At 69.3% G+C, this 18398-nt stretch carries 16 protein-coding genes and 1 tRNA gene; 2 read left to right on the top strand and 15 right to left on the bottom strand.

The features are described from left to right. Positions 1-31 precede the first annotated feature (31 nt). A complete protein-coding gene (locus ASG87_RS12080) occupies positions 32-1927 on the bottom strand; it encodes an aromatic amino acid ammonia-lyase (protein WP_056005269.1) in 1896 nt (631 codons plus the stop codon). A gap of 134 nt (positions 1928-2061) precedes the next feature. Next, the gene (gene hisS / locus ASG87_RS12085; RefSeq protein ID WP_056005273.1) at positions 2062-3453 is read right to left on the bottom strand and encodes a histidine--tRNA ligase; all 1392 of its coding nucleotides are present in this window, start codon (positions 3451-3453) and stop codon (positions 2062-2064) included. 152 nt (positions 3454-3605) lie between these two features. Between hisS and ASG87_RS12090 the strand changes: the two genes are divergently transcribed. Beyond that, a tRNA-Pro gene (locus ASG87_RS12090) sits at positions 3606-3682 on the top strand. Between the two features lie 280 nt (positions 3683-3962). On the opposite strand, the gene ASG87_RS12095 is transcribed toward ASG87_RS12090, so the two are convergent. From ASG87_RS12095 to ASG87_RS12135, 10 genes are all read right to left on the bottom strand, one after another. Then, positions 3963-4970 carry a transglutaminase family protein gene (locus tag ASG87_RS12095; RefSeq protein ID WP_056005276.1) on the bottom strand — a complete coding sequence of 336 codons (1008 nt, stop codon included), beginning with the start codon at positions 4968-4970 and terminating at the stop codon, positions 3963-3965. A 4-nt stretch (positions 4971-4974) separates the two neighbouring features. Continuing rightward, entirely contained in the window at positions 4975-5403 is a 429-nt protein-coding gene (locus ASG87_RS12100) for a hypothetical protein (RefSeq protein ID WP_056005279.1), read from the bottom strand. Then, complete coding sequence (locus ASG87_RS20175; RefSeq protein WP_200949085.1) at positions 5387-5905, bottom strand: hypothetical protein; 519 nt, start codon at positions 5903-5905, stop codon at positions 5387-5389. Before ASG87_RS20175 ends, ASG87_RS12100 begins: the two co-directional genes overlap by 17 nt. A gap of 678 nt (positions 5906-6583) precedes the next feature. Next, positions 6584-7396 (bottom strand): ferritin-like domain-containing protein, encoded by an 813-nt coding sequence (locus tag ASG87_RS12105; RefSeq protein ID WP_056005281.1) that lies wholly within the window; start codon positions 7394-7396, stop codon positions 6584-6586. A 124-nt stretch (positions 7397-7520) separates the two neighbouring features. Further along, entirely contained in the window at positions 7521-8996 is a 1476-nt protein-coding gene (gene purF / locus ASG87_RS12110; RefSeq protein WP_056005283.1) for an amidophosphoribosyltransferase, read from the bottom strand. 14 nt (positions 8997-9010) lie between these two features. Then, a complete protein-coding gene (locus tag ASG87_RS12115) occupies positions 9011-9604 on the bottom strand; it encodes a CvpA family protein (RefSeq protein WP_056005286.1) in 594 nt (197 codons plus the stop codon). A 42-nt stretch (positions 9605-9646) separates the two neighbouring features. Then, complete coding sequence (locus ASG87_RS12120) at positions 9647-10684, bottom strand: SPOR domain-containing protein (protein ID WP_056006446.1); 1038 nt, start codon at positions 10682-10684, stop codon at positions 9647-9649. An 89-nt stretch (positions 10685-10773) separates the two neighbouring features. Then, the gene (gene folC, locus ASG87_RS12125) at positions 10774-12054 is read right to left on the bottom strand and encodes a bifunctional tetrahydrofolate synthase/dihydrofolate synthase (RefSeq protein ID WP_056005289.1); all 1281 of its coding nucleotides are present in this window, start codon (positions 12052-12054) and stop codon (positions 10774-10776) included. A 5-nt stretch (positions 12055-12059) separates the two neighbouring features. Then, the gene (locus ASG87_RS12130; protein WP_056005292.1) at positions 12060-12680 is read right to left on the bottom strand and encodes a GNAT family N-acetyltransferase; all 621 of its coding nucleotides are present in this window, start codon (positions 12678-12680) and stop codon (positions 12060-12062) included. 2 nt (positions 12681-12682) lie between these two features. Next, entirely contained in the window at positions 12683-13096 is a 414-nt protein-coding gene (locus tag ASG87_RS12135) for a ketosteroid isomerase-related protein (RefSeq protein ID WP_056005294.1), read from the bottom strand. 154 nt (positions 13097-13250) lie between these two features. On the opposite strand from ASG87_RS12135, the gene ASG87_RS12140 reads away from it, so the two are divergent. Next, positions 13251-17165 carry a hypothetical protein gene (locus ASG87_RS12140; protein ID WP_056005297.1) on the top strand — a complete coding sequence of 1305 codons (3915 nt, stop codon included), beginning with the start codon at positions 13251-13253 and terminating at the stop codon, positions 17163-17165. A gap of 141 nt (positions 17166-17306) precedes the next feature. Here the strand turns inward: ASG87_RS12140 and ASG87_RS12145 are convergent, their stop codons facing one another. From ASG87_RS12145 to ASG87_RS20180, 3 genes are all read right to left on the bottom strand, one after another. After that, positions 17307-17822 (bottom strand): hypothetical protein, encoded by a 516-nt coding sequence (locus ASG87_RS12145; RefSeq protein WP_056005300.1) that lies wholly within the window; start codon positions 17820-17822, stop codon positions 17307-17309. 126 nt (positions 17823-17948) lie between these two features. Then, positions 17949-18080: a hypothetical protein gene (locus tag ASG87_RS21210; RefSeq protein WP_268761811.1), complete on the bottom strand. Its 132-nt coding sequence runs from the start codon at positions 18078-18080 to the stop codon at positions 17949-17951. Between the two features lie 62 nt (positions 18081-18142). Then, positions 18143-18301 carry a hypothetical protein gene (locus ASG87_RS20180; RefSeq protein ID WP_157511060.1) on the bottom strand — a complete coding sequence of 53 codons (159 nt, stop codon included), beginning with the start codon at positions 18299-18301 and terminating at the stop codon, positions 18143-18145. Positions 18302-18398 lie beyond the last annotated feature (97 nt).

The raw sequence follows: 18398 nt of genomic DNA on the forward strand, positions 1-18398 counted from the left end.
CCCCGCCTGCCGCGGCGGGGACGGCGCAACCTCACACCGACAGCACGCGCCGCTGCAGCAGCCCGCACGCGGTGCGCACGTCGCCGTCCATGGCGCGGTCGCGGTGCATGAACGCGATGTGCTCGCGCAGCGCCGCATGCGCCGCCCGCACCGACGCGCCCGGATGGAAATCCTCGCCTTCGGCCAGCGCAGCCATCAGGCGCTGCACTTCCTCGACGAACTGCGCGTAATGCGGATGGTCTTCGCGCGGCGCGTTGGCCACCTTCGCCGCAAGCCGTTGCCAGTCCCCGCGGGCGGCGAGGCGGCGCGCGGCATTGAGCATTTCCCGGCGATAGTCCAGCGCCTGCGCCGCGGTATACAGCTCCAGCGCGATCACGTGACCGAGGTCTTCCATCATCTCCAGCACGTGGCGCGCCTCGTTGGCACCCATCGAGACGTGGTCCTCGGCGTTCGCGCTGGTCGGCACCGAGTACACGCTGGCCGGGTGCGCGCGGGTGGCGAGGTCGTTGACCAGCGCCGCGGCGGTGTACTGCACGATCATGAAGCCGGAATCGGTGCCGTCCTCGTTGCCGGTGAGGAAGGCCGGCAGGCCGTCGTTGGTGGCCGGGTCGACCAGCTTGTTGAGGCGCCGCTCGGAGATCGACGCCAGCACCGGGATCGCGGCCTTCACGTAGCTCATCGCCAGCGCCAGCGGCATGCCGTGGAAATGGCCAGCGGAGATCACCTGGTCCTCGATGAACTGCGGGTTCTCCGCGTCGGGGAAGATCAGCGGGTTGTCGGTGACCGAGTTCAGCTCGATGTCGATCACGCGGCAGGCCTGCGCCCAGGCGTCGCGCACCGCGCCGTGCACCTGCGGCATGCAGCGCAGGCAGTAGGCGTCCTGCGGCTGGTGCTTCTTGCCGCCCTTGAACGGCAGGAAGCGGCTGTAGAACGCCTCGCGGCCGTGCCGCTGGTTCGCCGGCACCCAGTCCCAGCCGATGTCGAAGCTGAGCGCCTGGTCTTCCGGCGTGTCCCAGGCCTCGGCGCTCCACGGCTTGAAGCGCGGCACCAGGTGGTAGGGAATGTCCACCAGGGTGGAGCCGTCCAGCAGGCTGCGCACGTGGGCGGCGCCGTCGACCTGGCCCGGATGCGGGCGCAGCGCGTGCACTTCCGGGCGCAGCGCGCCGCTGCGCCCGGCGAAGGCGTCCAGCGTCATCGCCGCCGCGAGGTCGGCCGCGCCCAGCAGGTATTCCAGCGAGTCCAGCGCAAGCGCGGCGGTGGCCAGCATCTGTGCCGTGCCGTTGTTGAGCGCCAGGCCCTCCTTGAACGACAGCCGCACCGGCTGCAGGCCGGCCCGGCGCAGCGCCTCGGCGCCGGCAAGGCGCTCGCCCTGGTAGAACGCCTCGCCGCCGCCGAGCAGCACGATCGCCAGGTGCGACAGCGGTGCGAGATCACCGCTCGCGCCGACCGATCCCTTCTCCGGCACCACCGGCACCACGCCGCGGTTGAGCATCGCGGTGAGCGCCTCCAGCGTCGCCACGCGGATGCCCGAGTGGCCGCGCATCAGCGTGTTGACGCGGATCAGCAGCATCGCGCGCACCACGTCCGCGCCGAACGGCTTGCCCACGCACACGGCATGGGTGGTGATCAGGTTGTGCTGCAGTTCCTCCATGAGCGTGCCTTCCGGCGCCTGCACGCGGCTGCCCGGCAGCTCGTCGCGCACCCGGTGCGCGCCCAGCAGCTTGTCGGCGTTGCTGCCGAAGCCGGTGGTGACGCCATAGGTGGGCTCGCCGCAGCTCACCTTGTCGGCGAGGAAATCGGCGGCGCGCCGGACATGCTCCAGTTGGCCCGCATCCAGCGTCACCTGCGCGCCGTGGCGCGCGACGGCGACGAGTTGGGCGCGGGTCAGGCTGGTGCCGTTGAGCACGATGGGATCGGAATTGTTCACGGAAGCCTCGTTGGATTGCGCGGCGACGGCGGATCCGGCCGCGCGGAATGATCGTGCCGGCGGCGGCCGGAATCCTGGCCGTCGCCCCATTCCCTCCCCGGCGGCGGCCTGCGGCCGGCCGGAGAGGAGAAGCATCACCTGCCCATGGCGGCGGCCTGCTCCAGCTCCACCCGCAGGGTCTTGATCAGTTCGCTGCGCGCGACCTCGAACTGGTCCTCGCGGCGCAGGTCCTTCACCGTCACCACGCCCTTGGCCAGTTCGTCCTCGCCGAGCACGACCACGAAGCGGATGCCGGCGCGGTCGGCGTACTTGAACTGCTTGCCGAGCTTGCCGCCCTCCAGCACCACCTCGGTGGCGATGCCGGCGCCGCGCAGCTCGCTCGCCAGCGCCAGATAGGCCGGCAACTGCGCCGCGTCCATCTGGGTCACCAGCACGTCGACCGTGCTCTGCGCCGTCCCGACCAGGCCGGCGTCGCGCAACTGCCAGTACAGCCGCGTGAGGCCGATCGAGATGCCCACGCCGGGCAGCTTCGACTTGGTGTACTGGCTGGCGAGGTTCTCGTAGCGGCCGCCGGAGCAGATCGAGCCGATCTGCGGGTGATCGTTGAGCGTGGTCTCGTAGACCGTGCCGGTGTAGTAGTCCAGGCCGCGCGCGATCGACAGGTTCAGCGCGTAGTGGCTCTCGGGCACGCCGAACGCGTGGATCAGGCCGAGCACCTCCTTCAGCTCGGCGCGGCCCTGCTCCAGCGCTTCCGGCCCCGGCCCCAGCGCGTCGAGCTGGGCGAACGCGTCCGCCAGCGAGCGGGAACGCACCTGCACGAAGGCCAGGATCTTCTGCGCCACCTCGGCGCTAAGCCCGAAGGCGTCGCCGGTGAGGGTGTCGCGCACGTAGTCGGCGCCGCGCTTGTCCAGCTTGTCCACTTCGCGCAGCACCAGCATCTGCTGCTCGCCGTCGACTATCCCTAAGCTTTCGAAGTAGCCGCGCATCAGCTTGCGGTTGTTGAGCTGGATGGTGAAGGCGCCGATGTCCAGCTCGCGGAACACGCTGTAGATCACCGCCGGGATCTCGGCGTCGTAGCGCACCGACAGGGCGTCCTTGCCGATCACATCGATGTCGCACTGGTAGAACTCGCGGAAGCGGCCACGCTGGGCGCGCTCGCCGCGGTACACGCGCTGCATCTGGTAGCGCCGGAACGGGAAGCTCAGGTCGTGCTCGTGCTCGGCCACGTAGCGCGCCAGCGGCACGGTGAGGTCGAAGCGCAGCGCCAGCTCGGGCACGCCGGCATCTTCCTTGCCCGCGGCGTTGAGAGCACCGGTGGACTGCACGAAATACACCTGGCGCTCGGTCTCGCCGCCGGTCTTGGTCAGCAGCACGTCGGAATACTCGATCACCGGCGTCTCGACCGGCAGGAAGCCGAAGCGCTCATAGTTGCGGCGGATCACGTCGAGCATGCGCTGGAACGCGATCTGGTCGAGCGGCAACAGCTCGAGCACGCCGGGCATGGTGCGGGCCGGGGTAAGCGCCATGGAATCCTCTGCTAACGGGTGGAGAAGGCCGTTCGACGGCAGCCGCATAGGTTAGCAGATGGGTGCCGCCCGCCCCGGCGCGGGCGGTCGATCGAAAACGCTTCGAACCTGTTGCCAAGGCCGAGGGTCGCCATTAAGATACGCGGCTCCCACGGGGTGTAGCTCAGCCTGGTAGAGCGCTACGTTCGGGACGTAGAAGTCGCAGGTTCGAATCCTGTCTCCCCGACCAAGATTCAAGCAGTTACAACGCTTGGCGATGAAAGGCCCGCCTTCAAAAGCGGGCCTTTTTCGCGCCTTTTGGCCGGAAATTGGCCGGGGCATATCTCGGGCGTATCTGTGGCGTGTCTGCATGTTCGGCCGAAATTTGGCCGGGCGCGCAGCGACCCAAGATTTCAGCATCCTTCACCGCAGACAGAGCATCGCGCTACGCGCGGTGATCCTGCGCCGATACGTCGACGCCCGTGTGCGGGCCTGCGGGATTCGGCCGCGGCCGCCTCATTCTTGAAGGGTCAACCACCGTGCGCGGCCTTGTAGCGCTGCACGCGCTCCAGATACTCCTTGTCGCCTGTTTTCGTCGACGGGGCCCAGCCCATCGCCTCCACGCGGTTCATGATCCGCGTGCTGGCGTCATAGAGCGCGTTGAAATCGGCGCGCTGTGCCGGCGGCAAGACTTCGGGCGTGAGGTGGTGCACGAGATAGCGGTGGGCTAGCGTAAGGAAAAAGGCGTTGGCCTCATTCACATAGCCGTCTGCATTTCTTAGATCCATCCTCTCCACCAGTACAGCCAGACCGAGCAACGCCCCGGGTGACCGGGTGTGGACGTAGACAGCTTCCAGTGGTTCGAGCATCGCGGCCACCGTCTCTCGTGGGGTGGTCGTCCGCATGTAGATCCCGCTCTGAATCTGCTGCGGCGTGATGTGCATTTCGTCGATGTATTTTGAATCGGGCGGCGAACCGGGCGACGTAGCTTCGATGTTGAACCACCGCCCGTTGACGTCCTGCAGCCGTGCGAATTCATGCTGGGGGGCCTCGCTCAGCGTCATGGTCAGGCCAAGCTTTTGTCCCAGGATGATGAGCAACGTGGGCATCGACACACAGTTGCCCTTGCGCGTGCGCAGGTAAGTGGACACCAGCTTGTTCTGATAGATCGACCCCATCGGATCGTCTAGGTCGTAAGAAAACGGGTGGTTGTCGTTCCAGGGACCGGGCGTGTAGATCACTTGCCCCAGCGCGGTCATCACTTCCGTGGGCGGCGCACCCTTCGGCACCCGGGCCTTGACCAGATTGGCCCAGTGATCGAGATCTGCGTTGAAAGCCTTGGCGTCGAACTTCGGATTGGCCGCGCGCTCTATGGCGGTCTGCACCTTCGCATAATCGATGCGGCCATCTGCCGGGTCAGCCAACTGCTCGATGATCCGCACAATCGGATCGTTGGGTACCTCAATGGCACCCGGGGGCTGCTGGGCCCAAGTCCACGGGCTGATCGCCAGGAACACAACCACCCAGCCCCAGCGCATGACGCTACGCGCTGGGTTCACGGTTGGGACGTGCGATCAGCCAGAAGACCCAGGCGGCCAATGCGCCCAGCAGGGCTGCGACGACGAAAATAATAGCCGAAGGTCCCAAGGACTTATTGGGATCGGGGATGAAGCTGACATTGTGAAGCGCCACGCTGCCGAACAGGACGGCCGCCACAATCGCGCCAATCGCGATCCCGGCCAGCGTGTAGCTCCATCCGCTGGTCCATCGGCGCTTGGTCAGCAACAGGTGCGCCGGTACACCCAGCACTAGCATGGCCGGGTAGCCGACCATGGCGGAGAGTTTCAGCGCCCACAAGCCTTCGCCGGGATTGCTGAGCAGCGAGAGCAGCAAGAACAGCAACCCGGGGATCAGGGGAGCCAGCAGGAACCCCACCCAGAGGCGCACGGAGGGCTTAGTGGCTGCAGACATTGTTCATCGGTCCTGCAGCGCTGCTGCAACCGGTGGGATTGGGCGCCGATGGCGGGCCTTCGTGTTGCCAGACGTTGTCAATCTCCTTGCCGAACAACGAGCCAGGGTTTTGCAGGGAGGCGGTGCCCTCTCCCCAACTCTGAATAGAGGTGCTGCCATCACTGGCTTGCGTGGCTTCACGCACCACGATGCCGGACTGCAGCGGATGGCCGGGCTCGGTGACGTTCACCACCACCGGCTTGCCATCCACCTGATTAGTGAGCTGAAACGACATGACCGGGCTTATGGACTTCGGAATCATGTTCCCGATGACGGGCGTGGCGTCGTTGGGTGTGCCTTGCGGCGAGGCTCCGTTCGACAGGCCGGGCGTTGGACTCCGCACCAGGAAGTTCTGATCCTGGGCCAACGTCATGCCCGGTGTGGCAACCGGAACACTGTAAAAGTGGTAGTTCGGCGAGCTGGTGGTGAAATCCTTGAACCCAGGTTGGGCGGCAAAGGACACCCGATAAACGGCTGTGAAGCAGGTGGTCACCCGGCTGGAAGTCGTGCAATCCCGCCCATCCGGATCAAGGTTCGTAACGGGGTTGTTGTTGGCGTAAGCGTATCGATTAAACCCGAAGACATCGCCGGGTTTCGGCGCTTTCGGATCTGGCGTTAAAAAATGTGCTGACGCTCATGGCCGCCGCGATGCAAAGGCCGGCCCATGCTCCCTTCCCCATGGCACTTCCTCCTGGTCCCCGTTAAATGAGTTTACACCCGACAAAAAGGTGCGCAATGAAGGGCTTCCATCTTCCTGTGCGCCCTAATGTCGACATGGTCGAGGACGGGAGTTAAGCCGGTATCCGAATCACCGATTCTCGGTACCGCAGACAGGGGCACCGCGCTACGCGCAGCGCCCCTGCGCCGATACACCGCCTCCCGCCGCTACGCGACGCTCGCCGGTAACGGCGCCCGTGTGCGGGCCTGCGGGGATTCGGCCGCCTGTGCGGCCTGCTCCCCACGCGGCTGCGCTGCGCGGTTCCCCTGAGCCTTCCCAAGTGCATGGCAGCTATGTTGTTTTTGACGTTCGGGACGTAGAAGTCGCAGGTTCGAATCCTGTCTCCCCGACCAAAATTCGATGAAAAAGCCGGCCCAGCGCCGGCTTTTTTGTGCCCGGCGGAAACCGTGCGCAGGCCGGCTTCTACGAAACTGGCTGCGCCAGCGCCGCGAGCCGGTCGAGCTCGCGCTCGACAAAGCCTGCCTCGATCCGCGCCGGGCGGTTGAACGGGCCGCGCAGGCCGGCGCCCATGTAGTCGCGCAACAGATCGAAGAACGTGTCGATCGGATCGAGGCCGTCGCGCTCGCAGCAGTGGCGGTACCAGCGGGTGCCGGCGGCGACGTGAGCGACCTCCTCGCGCAGGATCACCTCGAGGACGGCCACCGTGCGGTGGTCGCCCACGCTGCGCAGGCGCTCGATCATCCCCGGCGTCACGTCCAGCCCGCGCGCCTCCAGCACGCGCGGCACCAGCGCCATGCGCGCCGTGTCGTCGTGCGCGGTCTTCGCAGCCATTTCCCACAGGCCGTTGTGCGCGTCGAAATCGCCGTAGGCATGGCCCAGCTCGGCGAGCCGCGCGGACAGCAGGGCGAAATGCCGCGCCTCGTCATTGGCGCAACGGGCCCAGTCGAGGTAGTACGCCTGCGGCTTGCCGCGGAAGCGGTACACCGCGTCCCAGGCCAGGTTGATCGCGTTGAACTCGATGTGCGCCACCGCATGCACCAGCGCGGCGCGGCCCTCGTCGCTGCCCAGGCCGCGCTGCGGCACCTGCCGCGCGGACACCAGCCGCGGCCGTTCCGGGCGCCCCGGCTCGCCGATCGGCAGCGGCGCCGGCGAATCCGGCCCGGGCCGCAGTTCGCCGGCCAGCAGCGCCTGCCAGGCGGCCTGGGTGAGCCGCAGCTTTTCCGCCGGGTCGCTGGCGTCGAGGCAACGCTTGGCGGCAGCGTGCAGGTCGGTCATGGATGCGAACGGCAAGGGCGCCTCCCCGCATCGCCGACTGGAAAAAGCCTGCGCCGGCCGGGCACGAAGCCCGCCGGCGACGGGAACCCGCCCCGCCTTCCCCGCACGCGGGGCGCGACGCCCGTCACGCGCTGCGGCGCGCGGCCTTGGCGTCGTCCGAGCGCAAGAGTTCGATCTGCTCCAGGTAGCGCTGGTCGAGGCCGGTGACGTATTCGCCGGAAAAGCACGAAGTGTCGAACTGCTTCAGGTCGTCGTTGCCGTCCTGCACGGCGCGGATCAGGTCGGGCAGGTCCTGGTAGATCAGCCAGTCGGCACCGAGCATCTGCTGCACTTCCTGCTCGGTCTTGCCGGCGGCGACCAGCTCGCCGGCCGACGGCATGTCGATGCCGTACACGTTCGGATAGCGCACCGGCGGCGCGGCGGAGGCGAAGAACACGTTCTTCGCGCCGGCGTCGCGGGCCATCTGGATGATCTGCTTCGAGGTGGTGCCGCGCACGATCGAGTCGTCCACCAGCAGCACGTTCTTCTTGCGGAACTCCAGGTCGATCGCGTTGAGCTTGCGGCGCACCGATTTCACCCGGTCGCCCTGCCCCGGCATGATGAAGGTGCGGCCGACGTAGCGGTTCTTCACGAAGCCCTCGCGGAACGGCACGCCCAGCGCCTCGGCCAGCGCGCTGGCGGCGGTGCGGGCGGTGTCGGGGATCGGGATCACCGCGTCGATGCCGTGGTCCGGCCGCTCGCGCAGGATCTTCTCGGCCAGCTTCTGGCCCATGCGCAGGCGCGCCTTGTACACCGACACGTTCTCGATCATCGAATCGGGGCGCGCCAGGTAGACGTACTCGAAGATGCACGGCGCGTGCACCGCGCCTTCGGCGCAATGGCGCGCGTGCAACTGGCCATCGTCGGTGATGAACACCGCCTCGCCCGGGGCCACGTCGCGCACGCGCTTGAAGCCCAGCACGTCGAACGCCACCGACTCCGAGGCCACCGCGTACTCGCGCCCCTCGGCGGTCACCCGCTCGCCCAGCACCAGCGGACGGATGCCGTTGGGGTCGCGGAACGCGAGCAGGCCGAAGCCCTGGATCAGCGCGAGGCAGGCGTAGCCGCCGCGCGCGCGCGCGTGCACGCCGGCCACGGCCTTGAAGATGTGGTCCGGCGTCAGCGCCATGCGGCCCTGGATCTGCAGCTCGTGCGCGAGCACGTTGAGCAGCACCTCGGAATCCGAGTCGGTGTTGATGTGGCGGCGGTCGTCCTCGTACATCTCCCGGCGCAGGGTCTCGGTGTTGACCATGTTGCCGTTGTGCGCGAAGGCGATGCCGTAGGGCGAGTTCACGTAGAACGGCTGCGCTTCCTCGGCGCCCTCCGAGCCGGCCGTGGGATAGCGGCAGTGGCCGATGCCGATGCGCCCGCGCAGGCGGCTCATCGAGGACTGGCCGAACACGTCGCGCACCAGGCCGTTGCCCTTGTGCAGGCGCAGGTGGGCGCCGTCGACGGTGACGATGCCGGCGGCGTCCTGGCCGCGGTGCTGCAGCACGGTCAAGCCGTCATAAAGGGCCGATGCCACTTCGGTGGTACCGACGATGCCGATGATTCCGCACATGATGATTGCCTGCTTTAGAAAGTCGTTGCCGCGGTGGTTGCCGGCGCGGGCGCCGCGAAAGTGCTGTGGGCGGGCGCAGGTGCGGCGCCCGGCAAGGTGGGAAGGCGTTCCAGCGCCTCCGGCGTGCGCAGGTAGCGGCGCACGCTGTCCGGCACGTGCTCGCCCAGCCACGCTGCCACGCCCTTGAACTGCGGCAGCAGCTTCGACTCCTGCCACCACGGGTCGCGGGTGAACGCGGTGAAGCCGAGTAGGAACACCATCAGGGTCACCAGCAGGACGCCGCGCGCGAAGCCGAACAGCATGCCCAGCAAGCGGTCCGTGCCGGACAGCCCGGTGCCTTCCACCAGCTTGCCGACCACGAAGCGCAGCAGTGCCCCGCCGATCACCACCACCAGGAAGCACAGGCCGTAGCCGACGATGATCCGCGCCGAAGGCAGCGTGATGCTGTGTTCGAAATAGCCCGCTACCGCCGGCCCGAACGTCCACGCCACCCAGAACGCGGCCACCCATACCGCCAGGGCCAGCACCTCGGAGATGAGGCCGCGCCACAGCCCGATCAAGACCGACAGCCCCAGCACGCCGATGATGATGTAGTCGGTCCAGTTCATCCGTTCGCAGGCCTGTCAGGCTCGGGGAGCCTGTTCATGGTCTCAGGGCACGCCCACCACGTTGCCGGCGATGCCGAGCTTCGCCTTGATCTGGTCGCGCACCCGCTCGGCGTCCGCGCGCTGCGTCTGCGGGCCGGCGCGCACGCGCCACAGCTGGCGCCCGCCGGCATTGACCGAATCGACGAAGCCGTCGAAGCCGCTGGCGCGCAGTTTGTCGCGCAGCGCGTTCGCATCGGCCTGGCTGCCCACCGCCGCCACCTGCACGGCGTAGCCGCCGGCGCGCGCGGCCGGCTTGCCCGTCGCCGCCGCGGCACTGGCCGCGGGCCTGGCCGGCGCATCGCCCTTGACCGTGCTGGCGCCGCTTTCCAGCCGCGCCGGCGCGCCGGGAATCGTCTGGGTGATCCTCAGGCGCGCCGCCTCGGCCGCGGCGCGGGTCTCGAACGGACCCGCGCTGACCAGGGTCAGCGACTTGCCGGCCTGGCTGATCGGCCGGCTCGACACCGGGTAGCCGAGCGCGCGCACGCGCTGCATCAGGCTTTGCGCGCTGGCGCCGGAAGCGTAGGCGCTGAGGTTGAGCGAATAGGAGCCGCGCGCGGCCGTGCCCGGATCGGCCGGCGCCGACGCGGCGGGCGGACGCGAAGCCGGCGCGCTCGCCGCCGGCTTGGTCGCGGCGGCCGTTGCCGGCGCCTGGGCAGGAATCAGCGGCTGGCTGGCCGACGGCCGGGCCACCGTGGTCGGCTCCGGCGCGCGGCCCGCGGCCGGATCGGTCTCCACGTCGCGCGGGCGGCGCGAGCCGATGTTCACCGTGGCCAACTGGTCGCTGGACGCGGCGGGATTCGCTGCCGGCACGCTCACGCTGGTCGTGTTCGCGGGAATGGCCGGCGCGGTGGCGGAGGGGCTGGCGCCTTCCGGCGTCAGGCTCATCGTCTTGGTCTGCAGGTCGCGGTCGGGCGCCGGCGGGATCTCCAGGCTGACCGTCTGGTCGCCGCCGGCGGCCGGCGGGCTGCTGGAGAAGAACATCGGTACGAACAGGACCGCCAAGGCAACAAGAACGGCAGCTCCCAGCAGGCGTGTTTTCAAGACGGGCTCCAAAAGCGACGGGCGCGACGCGTAACGGCGGGATTATACCTGCCCGCAGCGGAGCCCATGGCCCCGCCGCGGCGAACGGTTCATCGGGCGTATGCCGCGAGTACGGCGGCGGCCACGAAAAACGAGCCGAAGGCGAGGATGCGCGCATCGCCCCCGGCCGCCGCACGCGCCGCGGCCAGCGCATGGGCCACATCGGGGTGCACGTCGAAACCGGCCTGCGGCAACGCCTCGCGCAGGACCTGCGCCAGCGCGCCGGCATCCATCCCGCGCGGCGTGTCCTGCGCGAGGCCGGCCAGGTGCCAGTGCGCGATGCGGTGGCCCAGCGCGCCGATCACGCCGGCCACGTCCTTGTCGGACAGGGCGCCGTAGACCGCATGGACCGGGCCGCCCGGCTGCGCGTCCAGCCATTCGGCCAGGGCGCGCGCCGCCTGCGGGTTGTGGCCGACGTCGACGATCAGCGGCGGCGTACCGTCCAGCACCTGCAGGCGTGCCGGCACGCGCACCGCGCGCAGGCCGGCGGCCGCCGACGCGAGCAGGCTCGCCGTGCCGACGTGCCCGTCCAGCCGGTCCAGCGCATGCAGCGCGGCGAGCGCCGCGGCGGCGTTCGCGTACTGCACCGGCGCGCGCAGCGCCGGGTCGGGCAGCTCCAGCGCCGTGCCGTCGCGGTGGCTCCAGCGCCAGCCGCGCGCCTGCCGTCCGGCATGGAAATCGCGGCCGGCCCGCTCGACCAGCGCCCCGCTGCCGGCCAGGGCGTCGAGCAGCCCCTGCGGCGGATCGGGCTCGCCGACGATCGCCGGCCGGCCGCGCCGCGCGATGCCGGCCTTCTCGCGGCCGATGCTGTCGCGGTCGGGGCCCAGCCAGTCCATATGGTCCAGGTCCACCGTGGTGACCACCGCCACGTCGGCATCGACGAGGTTCACCGCGTCCAGCCGCCCGCCCAGCCCCACTTCCAGCACAGCCGCGTCGAGGCCGGCGCGGGCGAACAGGTCGAGCGCGGCCAGCGTGCCGAACTCGAAATAGGTCAGCGGGATCGAACCGCGCGCGGCCTCGATGCGCTCGAACGCGCCGACCAGCTCGGCATCGCCCGCGTCGACGCCGTCGATGCGGATGCGCTCGTTGTAGCGCAAGAGGTGCGGCGAGGTGTAGCAGCCCACGCGCAGGCCGGCCGCGCGCAGCGTCGCCTCCAGCATGCCGGCGGTGGAGCCCTTGCCGTTGGTGCCGCCCACGGCGATCGTCCGGCGCGCCGGCGCCGGCGCGCCCATGCGGCGCCAGACCTCGCCGACGCGGTTGAGCCCCAGCTCGATGCTGCGCACGTTGACGCGTTCCTGGTAGGCCAGCCATTCGGCGAGATTGCGCGTCACTGGGTTCACCTCGATGTGGAAACGGCGTCGCCGCGGCCGTCGAGCCGGCGCAGCCAGAAGCGCAGGCGATGGCCGGAGGCGGCATCGTCGCCGCGCTCCTTCCAGTCCAGCGTGCAGAACATGGCCTCCTGCCGCCGGTAGCCGCGCTTGCGCCAGAACGCATCGTGGGGCCGGTAGTCCGCCGGCCGGCGCGGATCGTCGTCGGCGCGCTCCACCGCGCAGAACGCGGCCAGGCGGCAGCCGAGCCGGCGCGCCTGCGCCTCGCGCCCGTCGAAGAAGCGGTGCCCGATGCCCTGTCCCCGGTAGGCCGGCAGCAGCACCGATTCGCCGAAGTAATACACCTCGGCAAGCAGGCAGCCCCGGGCGAGGAACGGCCGGCGGAACGCCTCGCCCTCCTCTGCCAGCGGTATCCCGGTGGCCGCGCCCACCACCGTGTCGCCGTCCCGCGCCAGCACGAACACGCTGCCGGGCGAGCGCGCGTAGGTCGCCAGGTAGTCGCGCTCGTACGCCGCGTCGCCGTCGTACAGGTAGGGATAGTCGCGGAACACCGCGATGCGCAGCCGCGCCAGGTCGTCCAGGTGCGCGGCGACCTGCGCGCCGGTGCATGTCTCGATGCGTACCGCCATGGCTAGCCGCCGACCTGGGCGATCCAGTCGTTGAGGTTGTAGTAGTTGCTGACCCGCGCGATGAGCCCGTCGCGCAGCTCGAAGAATGCGCCGCCGGGCAGCACGTAGCGCTGCCCCCGCGCCGGCGGCAGTCCTTCGTCGTCGGCCAGGTATTCGCCGTGCACCACGTATTCGGCGGCGGCGCGGCGACCGTCGGCGCCGACCATCACCACGACGTCGCGCAACTGCTCGCGATAGCTGGCCTGCATGCGCGCAAGGAAGGCGCCGAACGCCGCGCGCCCGGTTTCGCGGCCGCCCTGGTTGACGTCGTGCGCGACGTCCGCGGCGAGGCAGTCGAGCATCGCGCCCCAGTCGCCGCGGTTGAAGGCGGCGTAGTAGCGCTCGATCAGGGCCTGTGTTTCGTGCATGCGTGCCATTCCGCGGTGGTGCCAGGCGCGCAGCTTAAAGCATTGCCGCGCTGCAACAGCAGCCGCGCCCGGCCGGGCCAACCTAGGGTCGCCCCCAGTTGGCGCCCCCGCCGCGCCCGGAGACTATCCGGAATCATTGCTCCGTCCGATGCCGAGTCCCCTCATGCGCCCGATGATCCCCGACTATGGTTTCCGCCCCGAGCCGCCCAAGCCGCCGGCGCCGACCACCACCACCTTGCGCGAGGCGCCGCCCGCGCAGGCACGCGCCATGGTCGGGCAGATGACCCCGCAACAGCAGCAGGCGCTGAAGGGCGAGGTGCGGCAGATGCCGCTGGCCGACCGCCAGCGGCTGGCGAACGACCTGGCGAAGAAGCTGGAAGCGCCGCAACTGGTGCAACTGGAGCCGGTGTTCGGCCAGGACGACATCGAGCACGCCGTCAGCACCTACGGCAGCGCCAAGCTGCAGGCCGACTACAAGGTGGCCCACCTTGCAGGCAACCCCAAGCTCAAGAGCGGGCTGGACAAGCTCGGCCTCACGCCCGAGGACATCAGCAACGCTTCGGAAGCGGCCACGCCGAAACTGGTCGAAGCCGCGCAGGCGCTGGCGGACAACGATACCGGCAAGGCGTTGCAGGACCTCCAGGCCGCGGCCAAGGCCGGCAGCCCGCTGGCGACTAAGGCCTTCACCCATGTCGCCGAAGGGTTGAGCGGCCCGGCCAAGACCATCCTCACCGACGAAAACGTCGCCAAGCAGTTGATCGACGCCGCCCCCGGCACGATCGACAAGCTGGTGAAAGGCGACCTGGCCGGCGCCCTCAAGGGCCTGGGCGACAACAAGCCGCTGCGCGACGCGCTGATCGACGCCGCGGTGAAAGACCCCGGCATCAAGGGCAACCTCGACAAGCTCGGCCTCGGCGCCGCCGACCTCAAGCAGGCCGCCGACGCCGCGCCGTCCCTGCTGAACGCTGCCACCCTCGCCGGCAAGAGCGACTGGCCCGGGGCCGCGCTGGCGCTGGCCGATGCCGGCAAGCAGGCGCCGGAACTGGTCGCCAAGGGCCTCAAGGCCGCGGCGGAGCATCTGCCGGAGCCGGTCAAGAGCGTCCTGGGCGACGACAAGGTCGCCGAACAACTGGCCAAGTCCAGTCCGGATGCGCTGAAGGACTTCATCAACGGCGATGTCGGCGCCGGCCTCGGCGCGCTGGGCGGCAACAAGGACCTGCGCGACGCGGTGATCGACGCCGCGATGAAGAATCCCGCTTTCAAGGGGAAGATCGACAGCATCGGCCTCGATGCCAACGACCTGAAGCAGGCCGGCGACGCCATTCCCCACCTGCTGGATGCCGCCACCGCGATGTCCGCCAACCCGCCCGACGTGAACGCCGCGCTGAAGGCCTTCGGCGAGGTCGGCAAGGCCGCGCCGGACCTGCTCGCCAAGGTCGGCGGCAAGATCTACGACAAGCTGCCCGCGGGCACGCAGGAAAAGCTGCAAGGCCTCGGCATCACCCGCGACCAGCTCAAGGAGGGCGCCGCCGCGCTGCCGCATTTCGTCGAGGCCGCGCAGGCCATCGCGAACAAGGACTGGAAAGGCGCCATCGATGCCCTGTTTAAGGCCGGCGAAGCCGCGCCGAAGCTCACCCAGGCGGCGCTGCAGAAGCTCGGCGCGCAGATCCCGCCGGGCAAGTGCGACCTGGTCAAGCAGTTGCTCGCCGACGACACGGTGAGCAAGGAGCTGGCCGGCAATACCGACCTGCACGACGCGATCGACCAGTTGCTCGACGGCAAGACGCTGGAAGGCGCGAGCAAGCTGCTGCACAACGACACCGTGCGCGACGCCGTGCTGGACGTGGTCGGCAAGGACCCTGCCGTCGCCAAGGCGCTGGACAAGGCCGGCCTCACCCCGGAAGAGTTCAGGCAGGCAGGCGCCGCCACGCCGCACCTGCTCGACGCGGCGATCGCACTGTCGGCCAACCCGCCCGACGTGGACGCCGCGCTGAAGGCCTTCGGCGAGGTAGGCAAGGCCGCACCGGACCTGCTCGCCAAGGTCGGCGGCAAGATCTACGACAAGCTTCCCGCAAGTACGCAGGAAAAGCTGCAAAGCCTCGGCATCACCCGCGACCAGCTCAAGGAAGGCGCCGCCGCGCTGCCGCACTTCGTCGAGGCCGCGCAGGCCATCGCGAACAAGGACTGGAAAGGCGCCATCAATGCCCTGCTCGACGCCGGCGAGGCCGCACCGACGCTGGCCCAGGCCGCGATCAAGAAGCTCGGCGCGCAGTTGCCGGAAAACTTCGGCCTGGTGAAGAAGCTGCTCGGCGACGACGCCGTGGTGAAGGAACTGGCGACCAACGCCGACCTGCACGACGCGATCGGCCAGTTGCTCGACGGCAAGACCGTCGAAGGCGTCGGCAAGCTGCTGCACAACGACGCGATCCGCGGCTCGGTGCTCGACGTGGTCAGCCAGGACCCGCAGGTCGGCAAGCTGCTCGACAGGATCGGCCTCACCCCGGAGGAGTTCAGGCAGGCCGGCGACGCCTCGCCGCACCTGTTCGACGCCGCCGTCGCGCTCTCCAACGGCAAGTGGGACGACGCGATCAAGGCCTTCGGCGCCGCGGGCGCCGCCGCGCCGGATCTGCTCAAGAAGGTCGGCAACAAGCTGGTCGACCAGATGCCCCAGGGGGTGAAGGACAAGCTCGGCTCGCTCGGCCTCACCACCGACGACCTCAAGGACGCCGGCGCCGCCCTGCCGCACGTCATCGCCGCGGTCGCCGACGCCAGCCAGACGCACTGGCTCGACGCGCTCAAGGAACTGGGCCAGGCGGTGGACGCCGCGCCCGAACTGGTCACCAAGGCGATCAACGCCGCCGCCGGCAAGCTCGACGCGGACAACCCCAAGACCCGCCTGCTGCGCTCGATCCTCACCGACCACGACCTGGTGAAGACGCTGATCGGCGACCCGTCGCTGCGCGGCTCGCTGGGCCAGTTGCTCGAAGGCAAGGTGAGCGATGGCCTGCGCGGCATCGGCAACAACGCCACCGTGATGGCCCAGGTCGGCCGGGTACTGGCCAAGGATCCGGACCTGATGGCGCGGCTGAAGCCGCTGGGCATCGTCAGCGCCGACGACATCGCCCAGCTCGGCCCGGCGATGGCCGATTGCGTCGACCTGGCCGACGCGATCAAGGTCGGCAACATCGGCGACGCGATCAAGAGCCTCGGCGCCGCCATCAAGGACCTCCCCGACGGCACGCGCAACAAGCTGATCGACGCGATCGCCGACAAGTTCAAGATCAAGCCGGAGCTGAAGGAACTGCTCAAGGGCAGCCTGGAGGCCCTGTCCAACCCGCAGGTGGCCGATGCGCTGGGCCAGGCCTTCGACGCGTTCGGCAAGGGCGACCCGGTGGCCTTCGTCAAGGCGCTGGCGAACGTTGGCGAGACGATCACCAAGGAAGCGCCCGACCTGGCGGTCGGCTTCCTCGACACGCTGAAGCACCTGCCCGGCACGGTCGGCAAGTTCTTCAGCAATCCGGATCTCAATGCGGCGATCGTCAAGTCCGGCTCGCTGCCGCACATCTTCGCCGCGGTGGAGAAACTCGCCGGCGGCGACGTGAGCGGCGCGATCAGCGAACTGGGCAAGTCGTTCACCACCCTGCTCGGCGCGGGCGATCACTTCAGCGTGGCGGGCGTCGACCTGCCGTTCGGCAAGGAGGGGCTGGAAGCCGTGGGCGGGCTGTTCAAGCAGTTCGTCGAGTGCATGCCGGACAAGGTCAAGACCAAGCTGGAAGAGAAGATCGCCACCGCGGTCGCCGGCGCCGGCTTCAAGTCGATCCCGTTCATCGGCCCGCTGGTGGGCGTGGTGGGTGCCGGCAAGGACCTCATCGGCGACATCAGCGACCACAAGGACGGCCTCAGCATCGCGCTGGACACCGCCAACCTGGTGATCAACGGCGCCGGCCTGATCCCGGGCGTGAGCGCCTTCACCGGCCCGCTGCGCACCGTGCTCGGCGTGGCGCAGGCGGTGAACGACGTGGCCGGCTTCGTCGGCGACATGCAGGACTTCGGCCAGCAGTTCACCGGCATGGCGTGAACGCTACCGGTTCCGGGCCTCGCCGGCCCGGGGCCTTCCGGGCCCGCGCCGCTCGCCTTCGGCGCCCCGCTTCCGCAGTGGCGGCGAAGGCATGCGGCTATCCGGGCGGACCGCCCGGGCGGGCGATCCGGGCACCCCGGGTCAGCACAACCCCAACTGCTTGAGGAAAGCCAACGTCCGGCTCACCTTTTCCTCGTGCGACAGGCCCGGCTCCAGTTCGAGCAGCCGGCCCGGCTTGAGGTACTTGCGCGTACGCTCGTGCACGAAATCCTTGCTGCGCCGGCGGAACTGCTCGCCGTCGTCCGCCGGCACGCCGGGCGCGCCGGCCAGCCGCTCGACCTCGGACCAGTCGATCACGCAGGCGTCGACTTCGCCTGCGTAGACCAGCCACGCGGTGCCGAACACACCCGCGCGCTGCACGTCGCCGTAGAGCTGCTCGAAGGCGCGGCGGTAGTACGGCGCCAGCACCTCGGCATCGGCCATCGGGTCGTCGGCGTGCTGCAGCAGGACTTCGCGCGTGGCCGCATCCTGGCCCATCCGCGCCGCGACCTCGGCGTTGCTGATCGGTGCGAACCGGGCCTGGGCGAACACCTCGTCGGCCCAGCGATCGTGTTCCAGCGGCGGGTTGTCGAGAACGATCACGAGCTGCCTGGTCACGTTGCCTCCGCACAGTATCCAAAGGTGCAGTATAGCCAGCCTTGCGCACCTGCCCGGGGCGGACCGCGCATGTTGAGACGCCGCGGTGAAATGCGTGCGAACGCCGCGCGCGGCACACCCTCTTCTTCAGAACGGCAGGTGGAGGCTGGCGTCCAGCACCCAGCCCAGGCCGAACAGCGTCGATGCGGTGGCGAAGGCCGCCAGCAGCAGCGGCAGGTACTTGTCGAGCGGGTGCTTGTCGACGGTCAGGTAGTTCATGGCGTTCTCCGGTGTGCAGGTTTTACGGATGCACCGCCACGCCGCAGCGTGGCGGCATGGGCTCAGCCGAACGGGTGGAGGCCGCTGAAATGCGGCGCCGGAGCCATGACGAACAAATCCCGGCACAATTTCCGCATGGCAGGACCGGTCGGCAGTGCGGCGAGCCGGCCAGGCAGCGGATGGCGTTCCAGGATGTTGCCGGCGGCGCTGTCGCTGTTCATGCGAAATCCTCCCGCACCGCATCGGTGCGGGAGGTATCGTCGGGAAAACGCCTTGCGCGCGGCAGGAGCAGGCGTCAGCGATCGCGGATGACAGCCG

It is taken from the genome of Frateuria sp. Soil773 (genome assembly GCF_001428405.1).
GTDB lineage: Bacteria > Pseudomonadota > Gammaproteobacteria > Xanthomonadales > Rhodanobacteraceae > LMSL01.

Coding starts and splice junctions, on each gene's coding strand:
- hisS (WP_056005273.1), bottom strand. CDS start 3,453: ATGGCGCTTACCCCGGCCCGCACCATGCCCGGCGTGCTCGAGCTGTTG.
- ASG87_RS12095 (WP_056005276.1), bottom strand. CDS start 4,970: ATGCGCTGGGGCTGGGTGGTTGTGTTCCTGGCGATCAGCCCGTGGACT.
- ASG87_RS12100 (WP_056005279.1), bottom strand. CDS start 5,403: ATGTCTGCAGCCACTAAGCCCTCCGTGCGCCTCTGGGTGGGGTTCCTG.
- ASG87_RS12105 (WP_056005281.1), bottom strand. CDS start 7,396: ATGACCGACCTGCACGCTGCCGCCAAGCGTTGCCTCGACGCCAGCGAC.
- purF (WP_056005283.1), bottom strand. CDS start 8,996: ATGTGCGGAATCATCGGCATCGTCGGTACCACCGAAGTGGCATCGGCC.
- ASG87_RS12115 (WP_056005286.1), bottom strand. CDS start 9,604: ATGAACTGGACCGACTACATCATCATCGGCGTGCTGGGGCTGTCGGTC.
- ASG87_RS12130 (WP_056005292.1), bottom strand. CDS start 12,680: ATGGCGGTACGCATCGAGACATGCACCGGCGCGCAGGTCGCCGCGCAC.
- ASG87_RS12135 (WP_056005294.1), bottom strand. CDS start 13,096: ATGGCACGCATGCACGAAACACAGGCCCTGATCGAGCGCTACTACGCC.
- ASG87_RS12140 (WP_056005297.1), top strand. CDS start 13,251: ATGCGCCCGATGATCCCCGACTATGGTTTCCGCCCCGAGCCGCCCAAG.
- ASG87_RS21210 (WP_268761811.1), bottom strand. CDS start 18,080: ATGAACTACCTGACCGTCGACAAGCACCCGCTCGACAAGTACCTGCCG.
- ASG87_RS20180 (WP_157511060.1), bottom strand. CDS start 18,301: ATGAACAGCGACAGCGCCGCCGGCAACATCCTGGAACGCCATCCGCTG.